Source organism: Streptantibioticus ferralitis, from assembly GCF_029223525.1.
GTDB lineage: Bacteria > Actinomycetota > Actinomycetes > Streptomycetales > Streptomycetaceae > Streptantibioticus_A > Streptantibioticus_A ferralitis.
The window spans coordinates 156257-169191 of record NZ_JARHTQ010000007.1 but is presented as its reverse complement, the minus strand read 5'-3'; the positions used below and the strand labels follow the sequence as shown (position 1 = coordinate 169191).

Sequence of the window (12935 nt, the reverse complement as noted above, 5' to 3'; positions counted from 1 at the left end):
GGCTGGATCGACGGTCGAACCGAGGTCAGACCGCGATCGGGGCGAGCCGCGAGACGCTCTCCCGGGTCGTCTCGTAGGCGCGACCGGTGCGCAGGATCGTGGCCTCGCCGAGCGGTCTGCCGATGAGTTGCATGCCTATGGGCAGCCCGGCGCTGTCGAGGCCGACGGGCAGGGACAGCGACGGTAGGCCGGTGATGTTCGCCGGGGCGGACAGCCTGACGTAGGTGTCGGAGACGCTCTCCATCGTTCCGTCCGGCCATTCGACCGTCTGCTGGTCGCTGCGGGCGGCGGTGGAGGTCACGGCCGGTGCGGCGATGACGTCGACCGCGGTGAACAGTTCCGCCCACGCGCGCCGCATGAGCGTGCGGGAGCGCTGCGCGCGCAGATAGTCGCCCGCCAGGACGAGTTCGCCGGCCTCCAGCAGAACGCGGACGTCGGGGGCGTACAGCTCGGGCGACGAGCGCAGTGTTCCTTCGTGGTAGGCGGTGGCCTCGGGAACCATGAGCCCCCACTGGGTGGCCTGGATGTACTTGGTCATCGGTATGTCGACGGCTACGAGTTCGGCCCCGAGTTCGCCCAGGTGCACGATGGCGCTGTGGACCGCCTCCGCCACCTCGGGTGCGACCCGCTCGAAGTAGTAGTTCCGGGGGACGCCGACCCGCAGCCCGGTCAGGTCCGCATCCGTGCGGCGCGGGTGGCCGGTCGGCGGCTCACCGAGCGCGGCCCGGTCGCTCGGATCGGGCCCGACGAGGGCGGCGAGTACGAGTTCGGCGTCCGCCACCGTACGGGTGATGGGGCCGACATGGTCCAGGGACCAGGACAGCGACGTCACACCATGTCGGGAGACGAGCCCGTAGGTGGGCTTGAGGCCCACGACGCCGTTCAGCGCCGAGGGAACCCGGATGGAGCCGCCGGTGTCCGTGCCCAGGGCGAAGGTCGCCGCACCCGCCGCGACCGCCACCGCCGAACCGCCGCTCGATCCACCGGCCACCCGGTCCGCGGCCCACGCGTTACGGGACTGAGGAGTCGTCAGTCCATAGGCGAACTCATGGGTGTGGGTCTTGCCCAGCAGGACCGCACCCGCGTCCCGGAGCCGCGCCGCGACCGCGCTGTCCCTGACGGCCACATGGTGCTCGCGCACCCGGGAACTCGCCGTGGTCGGCAGGCCCGCGACGTCGATGAGGTCCTTGAGACCCATCGGGACGCCGTGCAGCGGCCCCCGGTACCCACCTGCGGCGATGTCCCGTTCCGCCCGCGCGGCCGTGTGGCGTGCCGCGTCCGCGAAGACCGCGACGTAGGCTCCCAGACGTCCCTCCACCGCCTCGATCCGCCCGAGCACCGAGTCGGTCAGTTCCACGGGCGAGAGTTCTCTTGACGCGATCGCCTTCGCCGCGTCGGCCAGCGTCAGCTCATACGGCCGCATCGGCCCGCTCCTCTGCTCCTGCTACGGCATCCGGCAGAGCGTCTGCGGCATACGCGGCCTGGTACGTCGCTGCCGGAGCGGTTTCCCCGAAGTCCAGCTCCCGGAGGACGGCGATGACGTTCTGGATGTGGTTCGCGGTGGCGGCCACCGTGTCCGGCCGCCCGGCTTCAAGTGGCAGCCCGGCCCGGAGAGCCCATCGGGCCGCCTCGTCCGGGGAGAGATCTGCGGTGGTCATGAGAGCGCCCTTCCTGGACACGGAGCTTCTGGGCATGGAGCTTCTCTGGACGCAGAGCTCGCGGTGTCCATCCAACTGCAAAAGCGGAACGTTTGTGTTAGTGGAGCGTATGACATGCGGTCCACTAACGCAAATAAAGTGCTTTAGCTTGCTCGGGAGGCAGGTGCCCTGCCCCTTGCCCACCGCTTGCGCACTTCTCGCCCGCCGCCCGCGAACGCCGTGTTCCCCGGGGAGAGACCCAGATGACCCACACCACGCCCCCGCACGGCTCGCCGACGGCAGATGTTCCGGGACTCGGTCCACCCGATCCACGACGCCGGTCTGCTCGACCGGACCGACGTACCGCGAACGGGTACCGAAGTGGCCCCCGGCATCCGCCCGCTGCCCACACCCGGCCGCACTCCGGGGCAGGTCGCCGAAGAACTGCGCGGCGCCGGCCGGTCAGCCGTCGTCACCGGCGACTGTGTGCACCACCCGTGCAGCTGCGGCATCCCGACATCACCAGTCGCGTGGACCTGGACACCGCCTTGGCCACTCGCAGCCGCCGCGAGCTCCTCTCCGCGGTCGCTGACCGCGACGAAGCGGCATTCCGGCGGCTCCACGCCGCCCCCGACGTGCGTGCGTCGGCATGGGGCCACGGCAGCCCCGCCCGTCGAGTTCATCGCACCGCCGACGGCCGCGCCAGACGCTTCAGTTGACGTCCAGGGAGCCCGTACGGGTGCGCTTGAGCTCGAAGAAGTCCTGGTACCCGGCGAGCAGCCGTACGCCGTCGAAGACCCGGAGCGCGTCCTCGCCACGCGGTATGGAGCTGAGCACCGGGCCGAAGAACGCGACACCGTCGATGTGGAGGGTGGGGGTGCCGACATACGCCCCGGCCGCTGGATCCATGCCCGCGTCATGGCTGGCCCGGAGCGCCTCGTCGTATTCGGTGCTGTGTGCGGCGCCGGCGAGCTCTGCCGACAGGCCAAGCTCGCCGAGGGACTCGCCGATCACCGCGTCGAAGTCGTCGTTCTTCCGCTGGTGGATGCGGGTACCGAAGGCCGTGTACAGGTCGCGGAGTCGCTCCTCGCCATGGTGCTGCGCCACGGCCGCGGCCACCCGTGCCGGGCCGATCGACTTGTCGACCAACTCGCGGTACCAGCTGGGAAGTTCATTGCCGACGTTGTGCAGGAACAGGCTCATTGCGTGGAACCGCACGTCGACGTCGCGCTGTGCCTCGACCTCCAGGATCCAGCGGGAGGCGATCCAGGCGAAGGGGCAGGCGGAGTCGAAGTAGAAGTCGACGGTGGTCGCTTGCGTGGCTGCGGCGGTATTCACCGCCGCCGCCGACAGACTCTGATGATCTTTGGTCACACAGCGACGGTAACCGGCCGGTTGGCCCGACATATGGGCCACTCGGTGAACATCTCGGTGGTCCAATGCGGGAAGCCGGTTCACTCGGTCGTGGCAGTGAGCTGCTGGGCGGCCCACTGTGCCCACTCCTCCCGCATCGCGTGCAGACGCAGCCCGTATTCGAGCGCGAGTCGGCCGTTGGCGGTCAGCATGCCCTCCTCATCCCAGTCGAGGGAGTCCTGGAGTTGCCGCAGTCGGGCATGGTCAGAGGCGGCCTGCTCGGCCACCTCGGCCAGGTGGTGCACGGCCTGCTCCGGGGTGAGCACGCCGAGGAAGAACACACGCAGCAGGGCGGCGCTGCGCTGCTGCCCGGGTTGGGCCTCGGCCAGCCAGCGACGCAGTTCGGCCAGGCCGTCGTCTGTCAGCGCGTACTCCTTGCGTCCGCGCGGGCCTTCGGCGGCAACGTCGATCAGTCCGCCAGCGGCGAGGCGGGCGAGTTCCCCGTAGACCTGGCTCTGCGTGGCCGGCCAGACATTGGCCAGCGAGGTGTTGAACAGCTTCATCAGGTCGTACCCACTGGCGGGCTTGTCGACGAGGAGGCCGAGGACTGCGTGGCGAAGGCTCATACGAACGATTCTACCTTCCAGGTTTGACAGGTCGATCCATGAGGTTCTATGTTCGACATGTCAGTCTTGGAATGTCCGAGCCTGCGCCAAGGGGGACCTGTCATGAATTACCTGCGCGGCTTCATCCCGTGGATCGCCTTCGCCGTCATCTCCACCGTCGGCTGGCAGTGGGGAGCGCTGGCCGGACTGCTCATCGGCCTGCAATTGCTGATCAAGGACCGCAGGTCGGGGGTGGCTCTCGATGCGCTGATCCTGGAGGCCAGCACCATCGCCTACTTCGCCGCCCTGACCGCCTTCGCGTTCGCCGCCCCGCACTCGCCGGTCGAGCACTACGTCGGGGCGCTGTCCTTCACCTGGCTCGCCGCCACCGCCTGGAGCACGCTGGCCGTCCGCCGCCCGTTCACCCTGGGCATCGCCCGGCGCAGCACCCCGCAGGAGCTGTGGCACACCCCGCAGTTCCTGCGCATCAACACCGTCATCACCACCGTCTGGGCCACCTCCTTCGCCCTGACCGCCGCCGCCATCGCCGCCTGCGACGCCACACACACCAGTGCGCTGGCCACGACCGCCTGCCAGGTCGTCGGCTTCCTCGCCCCCGCCGCGTTCACCAACCGCTACCGCGCGATCATCCAGGCCCGCCTCGCCTCGGGTGGCCAACCCACCCGCTGAAGCCCCCGCCACGCTTCGGGTCCCCACCGTCCTCAACCGTGCTCACGGAGCCCGCCATGACCACCACCGCACCTCATCTGCTGGGCAACTTCGCGCCCGTCCCCGACGAACTCACCGTCACCGAACTGCGGGTAACCGGCTCCATACCGCCCGAGTTGACCGGCTGGTACCTACGCAACGGCCCCAACCCCCGCGAGGCCGCCTCGCAGCACTGGTTCCTGGGCGACGGCATGGTCCACGGGGTGCGGCTGGAAGGCGGGACCGCCGTCTCGTACCGCAACCGCTGGGTGCAGACCGCCACCCTCACCCGCGGCGCCCGCGCACGCGATGAACAGGGCAACCTCGATCTGACCGCCGGTGTCGCCAACACCCACGTCGTGCGCCACGCCGGACGTACGCTGGCCCTGGTCGAGTCCTCCTACCCCTACGAGCTCAACTGCCAGCCCGGCCACGAGCTGGAGACCATCGGGGCCCACGACTTCAACGGACGCCTGCGAACGCCCATGACGGCCCACCCCAAGACCTGTCCCCGTACCGGCGAACTGCACTTCTTCGGCTACGGCGGCCCCACCGCTCCCTATCTGACCTATCACCGCGCCGACATGAGCGGCGAACTCACCGTCAGCCGGCCCATCGACGTGCCCGCGCTGACGATGATGCACGACTTCCAGCTCACCTCAGGGCATGTGGTCTTCATGGACCTGCCGGTGGTGTTCGACCGGTCCAAGGCCATGGCAGGTGTCGGCCTGCCCTACACCTGGGCCCCCGACTACGGCGCCCGGCTCGGCGTCCTACGCCGTACGGACCCCTACGGCGCGGTGCGCTGGTTCGACATCGAGCCGTGCTACGTCTTCCACGCCCTGGGCGGCCACGAGGAGGCCGCCGGACAGCGCCTGGTCCTGCATGTCATCCGGTATGACACGCTGGGCGACGGCGTGGACGTCAACGGGCACGGCTCACTGTGGCGGTGGACCATCGACCTCTCGGCGGGGACGGTCCGCGAGGAACAACTGGACGACCGTAGAGCCGAGTTCCCGCGTATCGACGACCGCCTCACCGGCCTTCCCTGCCGGCACGGCCACGCAAGCACCGGGCACGGCCCGGACGGCGGCGCGATCCACCGCTACGACCTGCGGGACGGTACCGTCACCAGCCATGTCTTCGGCCAGGGCCGCACACCCGGCGAGGCCGCCTTCGCCCCCGCCGATGACACTGCGGGCGGGCCCGGCTGGCTGATGGCCTACGTCCACGACGCGGCAACCGACCGCAGCGACTTGGTCATCCTCGACGCGGACGACCTGGCCGGGCCCCCGGTCGCCACCATCCACCTGCCCCGCCGCGTCCCGGCCGGGTTCCACGGCAACTGGCTCCCCGACGACGCCGCGTCGTACGCCGCGGGAGCCGAGCGCGCCACCACCGAACGTCCGCACAGCCGCGCGGGCCTGAGTGGAGCGGACCGCCTGCACTTCCTCGCCCGCCGCGCGGAGCAGCCGGGAATGTGGCCGGTGCATCAGCGTCCTGCCTGACAGCGCGCCTCAAACGACGAGCGCGCGCCGTCGCGTGAGGGGTCCCTGGTAGCGGGCAAACGAGGCACCTGGCGGATGCCGGGGTCGGGATGACGGAGTGGCCGGACACTCTCCCGTTGACCGAACTCGCTCTATCAGCGAGCACCGGCCGTGTCCGGACCTCCGATGCGGCGCCCGAACGCGCTAACGCGCGAACTGCCCCACACAGGCGACGATCGCCACGAGCAGACCCAGGACCCTGATCACAACATCCCACCTTTCAGGGGTGGTCCAGTGGTCGTTCGTCTCGCCCTCGTCTTGATCGTCCATCGCTCCTCCTCGCCCCTCCGAACAGGCCCCGAAGGACAGGGCCCTCGCTGGCGTCACTGCCAACGAAGCTGTGGGGAGGAACTGGCGGAACTACGGTGAGAATACAAGGCGTTGAGGCCGGTGCGCAGTCGAATGCCGCGTCAGCCACGTCGGGGAGCAGCCCGACGGTCACGGCCCGGTGGATCGGCGGGCCCGACCAGTACCCGCGGCTGGCGGAGTCCGGTGCTGTCGGCCATCTGGGCGAGGAGGCGGTGACGTGACGGACGGCGGTCACCAGACGGTGATCACATCGACGTCCGCCCGCCCTCGATGGGCGTACCCCTAGCCCGCGTGGTTCCGGGTCCACGCCAGAAGGCGTTCGACAGGCCAGGTGGTGACCACCCGATCGGCGGGGACGCCGCACTCCTCGGCACGGGCACAGCCGTGGATCTGCCAGTCGAGCTGGCCCGGTGCGTGTGCGTCGCTGTCGATGGCGAACAGCGTGCCGCACTCCACGGCCAAGCGCAGAAGGTCCCGTGGCGGGTCCAGGCGTTCGGGTCGGCTGTTGATCTCCACGGCGGTTCCGGACTCGGCACACGCGGCGAACACGGCCGGGGCGTCGAACAGCGAGGGCGGCCGCTGGCGCCCCGCGACGATGCGTCCGGTGCAGTGGCCGAGCACATCGACCAAGGGGTTGCGGACCGCCGCGACAAGCCGTCGGGTCATGGCCACCGGGTCCATTCGGAGCTTGGAGTGCACCGATGCCACGACAACGTCCAGCTGGTCCAGCAGTGCCTCCTCCTGGTCCAGTGAGCCGTCGTCGAGGATGTCGCACTCGATGCCGGTGAGCAGTTGGAACGGGGTCAGCTCCGCGTTGAGTTCGGCGACGACGTCCAGTTGCTCCCGCAGCCGGTCCGCGGACAGGCCTCGGGCGATCGTCAGTCGTGGCGAGTGGTCGGTCAGTACCGCCCAGCGGTGCCCGATGTGGTCACGGGCGGCGTATGCCATGTCCGCGATCGGGCTTCCGCCGTCTGACCAGTTGGAGTGCATGTGGCAGTCGCCGACCAACTCGCTGCGCAGTTGTCGCCCACCGCTGGTCAGCGGCTGCGCGGACGTCCTTTCCAGTTCGGCCAGGTAGCCCGGTACCCGCCCGGCCGTGGCTTCGCTGATGACCTGTGCGGTGACCGGGCCGATGCCCGGTAGGGCGGTCAGTGTGCCCGCTGCGGTCCGGGCGCGCAGTTCCTCGGGTGGCAGGGCCGCGATCGTGGCGGCGGCGTTGCGAAAGGCACGCACCCGGTAGGTGGGCTCGTGGCGGCGCTCCAGGAGGAACGCGATGCGATCCAGCGCGGTGACGGCGTCCATGAACGACGCATTGCCCTCCGGAGCGCGGGTGACGCCGCTAGGCACGCGGTCATCCCTCGTCTGGCGGCAGTAAGGCGCCCCCTGATGTCGGCTGCTCCGGGACGTCGCGGGCGCCTCGCTCGGTTCGCGTGGTGGCCGAGCGAGTCGAGGAGGGCCATGTCCTCCGCCGTGAGCCGCAGCGCGCCGGCGGCCACGGTGTCGGCGAGGTGATCCGGGTTGCCGGTGCCGGGGATGGCCAGCACGCGCGGGCCCTGGTGCAGGGTCCACGGCAGCCGGATCCGTGCGGGCGACACTCCGTCCGCGAACGGCGCGGCGTTGACCGGTTGCGCACGCAGCGGCGGCCTGCGGTCCGGCGTGTCCCGTTCGACCGGCCATGGGTTCATCGACCTTTGCCGGGGTTGCGGGGCGTTACTGCGTTCCTGCGTCTGCGGCCAGCCGCACTACCTTCATCCGCGTGAGAAGGACCTGTGGCCCGGCCTGTGGCGTCGGGAGCACATGGCCAACGTCGGTCTGCCGAACCCGTACTGGCCCGGGGAGGTCGAGGACCGCATCAGCGCACTGCGCTGGTGAAGTCCTTCACCGTCATGGGAGCCGCCGGGCCCGAGGCCCGGCGGCGCCGGCTGTCAGAAGAAGTCGCGCTCGACTATCTCCTCCCGCTCGATGACCTCCTCGCGCCCGAAGAAGCCGTCGTGCTCGACAACCGTCTCGCGTTCGATGATCTCCTCCTCGCCGAAGAACCCGTCCCGCTCGATGATCTCTTCGCGCTCGAAGAACTCTTCACGCACGGCGCTTCCTCATTTCCCTCAGTGCGGGTCGTTCCGACCGAAACGGGACGGCCGAATGTACGTGGACGTCCAACTCACCTGCTCAGCAGGGGAATCGGCGATCCGCGACCCGATCATAGGGGTGGGCAGCACCCGGGCCCGCCCATCGGCTCGCCTCCCCATCCGAGCTCACCTCAACCGATCGCGGGCAGACGCACTTGACGTCGCAACAGGTCAATCCCAAGGCTTCATGAAGCAGCCTCCGTCGGCCGGGTGCGGCTGACGGAGGCTGAACGCCTTGTTCTCTGAGATGCCGGTGCCTATCGACCGGCGTAGGGCAGCAGGGCCATCTCGCGGGCGTTCTTGATGGCCTGGGCCAACTGGCGCTGCTGCTGAAGGGTTACGCCGGTGACACGGCGGCTGCGGATCTTCCCTCGGTCGGAGATGAACTTACGCAGCAGGTCGGTGTCCTTGTAGTCGACGTAGGTGATGCCTGCGGCTTCGAGCGGGTTGACGCGCTGCTTACGGCGGCGGTCTGTGGTCTTGGTGTACACGCGGCGGGACATGGCCGGGACCTTTCCAACGGGGGACAGCGGACCCCAAGGGGTCAGGAGACGGGGTCGAGGAACTCGTCGAAGGTGTGCGGTAGGTGCTGCCACACGGCAGGGCCGGCCTCGTACTCGTCGTCGGAGAGCAGGCAGGAGTCGAGGAGTTGCAGCAGGCCTTCACGGTCCAGGCCGGGAGAGGTGAACGTCAGGTGCTGGCAGCGGTCGCCGTGTTCGGGGTGCCAGTCGAGGGCGGCGGCGGCCCGGCGTTCGGGCGGGACCATCTCCCAGGCGGCCTCGGGCAACGCGGCGAGCCACGGCCCGGTGGACTCGACGCACAGCGCGCCTCCCGCCGCGTCCCAGGACAGCAGGGTGTCGGGGCGGTCGGCGAGCCAGAACCGGCCGCGACTGCGAGCGGCGACACAGGCCAGATCCTCCAGCGCCGCGTAGAGCCGTTGCGGATGAAAGGGGCGGTCCCGGCGCCAGGCCACAGTGGTCACACCGTGGGCATCGGCCTCCTGCGGCAGCAGCGCGCAGGACGGGTGCTGCCGTGCTGCCGCGGCGCCGAGGTCGAATCCGGTCAGCAGTGCCGGGCCGAGAGCGCCCTCGCCGACCCGCAACCGCCGTGCGGTGGGGGTGATTTGGGCCAGCAGCGCGTAATCGGCGTCTTCCGGCCGCTCCTCGCCTTCGGCGATGGCGAGCACGGTGGGGTACTCGATCTGCCGGGCGAAGGTGTCGGCGACGGTGCGCTGGTCGGTGGGTGCGGCAGCCAGGCCGACCTCGGCGAGGTCGTCGCCGTTGGCCAGGTACGGCAGGACGAGGGCCGGGTCCACCGCGGTGGCCACACCGGTCAGTTCGAGCGGAGCGCCCGCCGCGTCGATGACGGCGGCCATGGCCTGCGGCTCGACGGAGTCCCACAGCTCGACGACGGCCAGCCGGTACGTCCCGGCCCGGGCGAGCCGCAGCAACTCGGGGACCAGGTCCTCGCGCAGGGCGCAGCAGGCGCAGTCGTTGACCAGCGGGGTGTGGCCATCGCTGACCGGTCCGCTCAGGTCGCGGATGGTGCGGTACACCGTGCCGTCGGGTGCCGCGGACAGGTCGTGGTGCAGAACGACCGTGCCGGGCACGGTGCGCAGGATGTCGCCGACCGCGGCGCGGCGCGCATCGGCGTACAGACCGCCGACGATCGCCACCGGCAGTCGGCGCTCGGCGAAGCTCACCGTGACCTCCGTCCGTATCGGCGCTGGAAGAGCTCGACGCGGCCGGCGGTGTCCAGGACGCGCTGGTTGCCGGTGTAGAAGGGGTGGCTGGCGGAGGAGATCTCGACGTCGATGACGGGGTAGGTGTTGCCGTCCGCCCACTCGATGGTCCTGTCGCTGGTGGCGGTGGACCGGGTGAGGAAGGCGAAGTCGGCTGAGCGGTCGCGGAAGACGACGTGCCGGTATTCGGGGTGGATGCCGGGCTTCATGACGGTCAGCGCTCCTCTCGGAAGTCGACATGGCGCCCGACGACCGGGTCGTACTTGCGCAGGGTGAGCCGGTCGGGGTCGTTTCGGCGGTTCTTGCGGGTCACGTACGTGTAGCCGGTTCCGGCGGTGGACCTGAGCTTGATGATCGGGCGTAGTTCGTTGCGAGCCATGGACGACAGCGTACACGGAACTGGTTTTCATTTTCATCACGGGGGGGGCGCCTCGGCCGCACGCCGCCAGTTCCAGTGGACCCCAACACTCCCCATCAAGAGACGGTAACGATTGTCATGCCTGGATGATATGAAAATCATTACCGATTATCTTGGGTGAAGCCTCATCGCCGGGCCCTGTCGTGGGTCCGGAAGGTCATCGCAAGGAGAGTCGCCCATGTCGTCCGTCCCCCGTTCCGCCGGTCACCGGCCTGCCCGGCTCGCGCTGGTCGCCGCCGTCGCCACGCTGACCGCCGCCACGGCCACCGCTTGTTCCACCTCGTCCTCGGGCACGGGCAACTCGTCGTCCAGCGCTGGCGGTTCCGGGTCCGGAAAAGTGATCCAGGTCGTGGCGGCGGAGAACTTCTGGGGCAGCATCGCCGCCCAACTCGGCGGCAGCCATGTGAAGGTGAGCAGCGTCATCACCAACCCGGACACCGACCCGCACTCCTACGAGCCGACCGCCGCCGACGGCCGCACCGTCGCCTCCGCCCAGTACGCGATCGTCAACGGCATCGGCTACGACGCCTGGACCGACAAGCTGCTGGCCAGCAACTCCGGCAGCGACCGCACCGAGCTCAAGGTCGGCGATCTGGTGGGCGTCAAGCCGGGCGGCAACCCGCACCGCTGGTACTCCCCCGACAACGTCCACCAGGTCATCGAGAAGATCACCGCCGACTACAAGAAGATCGACCCGGCCGACGCCGCCTACTTCGACCAGCAGAAGAACACCTTCGAGACGAAGACTCTCACCCAGTACAACCAGCTGATATCGCAGATCAAGAGCAAGTACGCGGGCACCCCGATCGGGGCCTCGGAGTCCATCGTCACCCCGCTCGCCGAGGGCCTCGGGCTGAAGATGATGACGCCGGAGACGTTCCTGGACGCGATGAGCGAGGGCTCCGACCCCACGGCCAAGGACAAGGCCACCATCGACCAGCAGATCAAGAACAAGCAGATCAAGATCTACGTCTACAACAGCCAGAACTCCACGCCGGACGTGCAGGCGCAGGTCAAGGAGGTCAAGGCGCAGGGCATTCCGGTCACCACCGTGACCGAGACGCTCGCCCCCGCCAACGCCAGCTTCCAGCAGTGGCAGACCAGCCAGTTGCAGGGCATCGAGCAGGCCCTGGCCAAGGCGACCGGCAAGTAGGCGCGGTCGAACAGCGAAGGTCGGCGCTTCGGTCCCGGACCGAGGCGCCGACCTTCGCTGATGCGGCGGGGACAGCGGTCAGTGGTCGTCCCAGTGGTCGTCGTGCGGGGCGTGGCGGTGGCCGTCGTGGATGTAGTCCACGTGGTCGCCGTGCGGGACGGCCACATGGCCGCAACCAGCACCGTGCTGGTGGGTGTGGCTGGCGTGGACGGTGTGACCGCCGGGCTCGCACTCGTCCGTGTGGCCCTCATGAGCGCGGTGCAGATGCCCGTCGTGGACGTAGTCGACGTGGTCGCCGTGCGGGACGGCCACATGGCCGCAACCAGCACCGTGCTGGTGGGTGTGGTTGGTGTGGGGAGCGTGCGTGGCGGTCACCATAGTGATTCCCTCTTTCCCTTCGGTTACGTCAGTCTGCCCCGCGTCGTCGTGTACTTCGTCTTCGATCCTGTCACCCTGCGATCGGGATTGCACCCGAGTGACACTTGTCGACTGGAATCCGACCTTGTCCGGATTCAGGCCTTGTCCGGGGCACCGATCGCCGAGTGTTCGATCTTGAGGTGCTCGATGTGGTAGACGGCCTCGTTGAGGAGTTGGGCGACGTGGTCGTCGTGCAGCCCCGCGGGCGGGACGCGGGCTGGTCGGCCCGTGCCCCTACCCTCGTGCACGGCCGCGGCCGCGGGCTCGTGCCCGTGCTTCGCCCGCCGGTGGGATGAACTGGAGTTCCAGGGTCGCTGGCGGTTCGCTGACGCCGGGGCCACCGTCGGCGACCCAGCGCAGTATGTCGTCGGTGCAGTCGTCGTCCAGGGCCCAGCCGATCCAGGTCGCCCGGCCGCCATTGCGCCTTCCCTCGCCGGAAGGTTGGACCACGATGACGTTGGCCTGACCGCAGGGGCCCAGGCAGTCCGTCGTCCGGACAGCGAGCCGACCCGCGGACTGCGTGGCGGCGGCCAGCAGCCGCTCCAGTTGCCACTGGTGGTCGGTACCGGGGTGCTTGCGGGAGTCGCCGCAGCAGCAGCCCCGGCACACCATCACCGTGCACGGGCGGTTGCGGGCGGCACCGATCACCATTCGGCCGCTCACAGAGCCGTCCGGGAGGACAGATGATGGGCCCTTACCCGGCCGTCGCGGTCGAGGTCGGGTTCGATGAAGTCAGTTCGATTGCCCTGGGTTTCGCCGTCGTTCCAGCCGCGGCCGGACGCGCCGTCCAACAGCATCTGCCCCCCTGGAAGACGTACTGTCCTGGGCTCACCCGCGATGCCGGGGATGCCCTTTGACCGGAAGATATCAGCACCCTTGGCGCGCAACAGGCCATCGGGCCACTGGTTGAGCTCGTTA

Annotated in this window: 19 protein-coding genes and 2 pseudogenes; 5 read left to right on the top strand and 16 right to left on the bottom strand. The window is 69.4% G+C overall.

The features are described from left to right. Positions 1-25: 25 nt before the first annotated feature. From P2L57_RS13530 to P2L57_RS13510, 4 genes are all read right to left on the bottom strand, one after another. Entirely contained in the window at positions 26-1423 is a 1398-nt protein-coding gene (locus P2L57_RS13530; RefSeq protein WP_275813394.1) for an amidase, read from the bottom strand. After that, positions 1410-1658, bottom strand: a complete 249-nt coding sequence (locus tag P2L57_RS13525) for a hypothetical protein (protein WP_275813391.1) — start codon at positions 1656-1658, stop codon at positions 1410-1412. Before P2L57_RS13525 ends, P2L57_RS13530 begins: the two co-directional genes overlap by 14 nt. A 690-nt stretch (positions 1659-2348) precedes the next feature. After that, a complete protein-coding gene (locus P2L57_RS13515; protein WP_372515697.1) occupies positions 2349-3011 on the bottom strand; it encodes a mycothiol-dependent nitroreductase Rv2466c family protein in 663 nt (220 codons plus the stop codon). Between the two features lie 80 nt (positions 3012-3091). Beyond that, complete coding sequence (locus P2L57_RS13510; protein ID WP_275813388.1) at positions 3092-3616, bottom strand: PadR family transcriptional regulator; 525 nt, start codon at positions 3614-3616, stop codon at positions 3092-3094. Between the two features lie 102 nt (positions 3617-3718). Here P2L57_RS13510 and P2L57_RS13505 point away from each other — a divergent pair, with 102 nt between their 5' ends. Beyond that, on the top strand, positions 3719-4285 hold the full coding sequence (locus P2L57_RS13505; RefSeq protein WP_275813385.1) for a hypothetical protein: 567 nt from the start codon (positions 3719-3721) through the stop codon (positions 4283-4285). A 56-nt stretch (positions 4286-4341) separates the two neighbouring features. Continuing rightward, positions 4342-5811: a carotenoid oxygenase family protein gene (locus P2L57_RS13500; RefSeq protein WP_275813381.1), complete on the top strand. Its 1470-nt coding sequence runs from the start codon at positions 4342-4344 to the stop codon at positions 5809-5811. 183 nt (positions 5812-5994) lie between these two features. Here the strand turns inward: P2L57_RS13500 and P2L57_RS13495 are convergent, their stop codons facing one another. Beyond that, entirely contained in the window at positions 5995-6120 is a 126-nt protein-coding gene (locus tag P2L57_RS13495; protein ID WP_275813378.1) for a hypothetical protein, read from the bottom strand. Positions 6121-6215: 95 nt separating this feature from the next. Between P2L57_RS13495 and P2L57_RS13490 the strand changes: the two genes are divergently transcribed. Further along, positions 6216-6380 (top strand): hypothetical protein, encoded by a 165-nt coding sequence (locus P2L57_RS13490; protein ID WP_275813375.1) that lies wholly within the window; start codon positions 6216-6218, stop codon positions 6378-6380. A 61-nt stretch (positions 6381-6441) separates the two neighbouring features. Here the strand turns inward: P2L57_RS13490 and P2L57_RS13485 are convergent, their stop codons facing one another. Then, positions 6442-7461 carry a PHP domain-containing protein gene (locus P2L57_RS13485; RefSeq protein WP_275813372.1) on the bottom strand — a complete coding sequence of 340 codons (1020 nt, stop codon included), beginning with the start codon at positions 7459-7461 and terminating at the stop codon, positions 6442-6444. Positions 7462-7604: 143 nt separating this feature from the next. Then, a pseudogene (locus tag P2L57_RS13480) lies at positions 7605-7763 on the bottom strand (aldo/keto reductase); the annotation flags it as partial. Here P2L57_RS13480 and P2L57_RS13475 point away from each other — a divergent pair. Then, complete coding sequence (locus P2L57_RS13475; RefSeq protein ID WP_275813785.1) at positions 7693-8031, top strand: hypothetical protein; 339 nt, start codon at positions 7693-7695, stop codon at positions 8029-8031. The pseudogene P2L57_RS13480 and the gene P2L57_RS13475 overlap by 71 nt on opposite strands. A gap of 53 nt (positions 8032-8084) precedes the next feature. Here P2L57_RS13475 and P2L57_RS13470 read toward each other — a convergent pair whose 3' ends face one another. The 5 genes from P2L57_RS13470 to rpmG form a co-directional block, all read right to left on the bottom strand. Continuing rightward, on the bottom strand, positions 8085-8246 hold the full coding sequence (locus P2L57_RS13470) for a hypothetical protein (RefSeq protein ID WP_275813369.1): 162 nt from the start codon (positions 8244-8246) through the stop codon (positions 8085-8087). A gap of 299 nt (positions 8247-8545) precedes the next feature. Then, positions 8546-8791: a 30S ribosomal protein S18 gene (gene rpsR / locus P2L57_RS13465; RefSeq protein WP_275813366.1), complete on the bottom strand. Its 246-nt coding sequence runs from the start codon at positions 8789-8791 to the stop codon at positions 8546-8548. 41 nt (positions 8792-8832) lie between these two features. Then, positions 8833-9990 carry a CobW family GTP-binding protein gene (locus P2L57_RS13460; RefSeq protein ID WP_275813363.1) on the bottom strand — a complete coding sequence of 386 codons (1158 nt, stop codon included), beginning with the start codon at positions 9988-9990 and terminating at the stop codon, positions 8833-8835. Next, positions 9987-10238, bottom strand: coding sequence for a type B 50S ribosomal protein L31 (locus P2L57_RS13455; protein ID WP_275813360.1), 252 nt, complete (start codon positions 10236-10238; stop codon positions 9987-9989). The genes P2L57_RS13460 and P2L57_RS13455 overlap by 4 nt, the downstream gene beginning before the upstream one ends. Before the next feature lie 5 nt (positions 10239-10243). After that, entirely contained in the window at positions 10244-10408 is a 165-nt protein-coding gene (gene rpmG, locus P2L57_RS13450) for a 50S ribosomal protein L33 (protein ID WP_026252351.1), read from the bottom strand. A gap of 217 nt (positions 10409-10625) precedes the next feature. Between rpmG and P2L57_RS13445 the strand changes: the two genes are divergently transcribed. Further along, entirely contained in the window at positions 10626-11600 is a 975-nt protein-coding gene (locus P2L57_RS13445; RefSeq protein ID WP_275813348.1) for a metal ABC transporter solute-binding protein, Zn/Mn family, read from the top strand. A gap of 78 nt (positions 11601-11678) precedes the next feature. On the opposite strand, the gene P2L57_RS13440 is transcribed toward P2L57_RS13445, so the two are convergent. From P2L57_RS13440 to P2L57_RS13425, 4 genes and pseudogenes are all read right to left on the bottom strand, one after another. Continuing rightward, the gene (locus tag P2L57_RS13440) at positions 11679-11978 is read right to left on the bottom strand and encodes a hypothetical protein (RefSeq protein ID WP_275813345.1); all 300 of its coding nucleotides are present in this window, start codon (positions 11976-11978) and stop codon (positions 11679-11681) included. 134 nt (positions 11979-12112) lie between these two features. Next, positions 12113-12265 carry a hypothetical protein gene (locus tag P2L57_RS13435; protein ID WP_275813342.1) on the bottom strand — a complete coding sequence of 51 codons (153 nt, stop codon included), beginning with the start codon at positions 12263-12265 and terminating at the stop codon, positions 12113-12115. Continuing rightward, a complete protein-coding gene (locus P2L57_RS13430) occupies positions 12252-12668 on the bottom strand; it encodes a (2Fe-2S) ferredoxin domain-containing protein (RefSeq protein ID WP_275813753.1) in 417 nt (138 codons plus the stop codon). The genes P2L57_RS13435 and P2L57_RS13430 overlap by 14 nt, the downstream gene beginning before the upstream one ends. An 8-nt stretch (positions 12669-12676) precedes the next feature. Further along, positions 12677-12922 (bottom strand): annotated as a pseudogene (locus P2L57_RS13425) (GTP-binding protein); the annotation flags it as partial. Positions 12923-12935 lie beyond the last annotated feature (13 nt).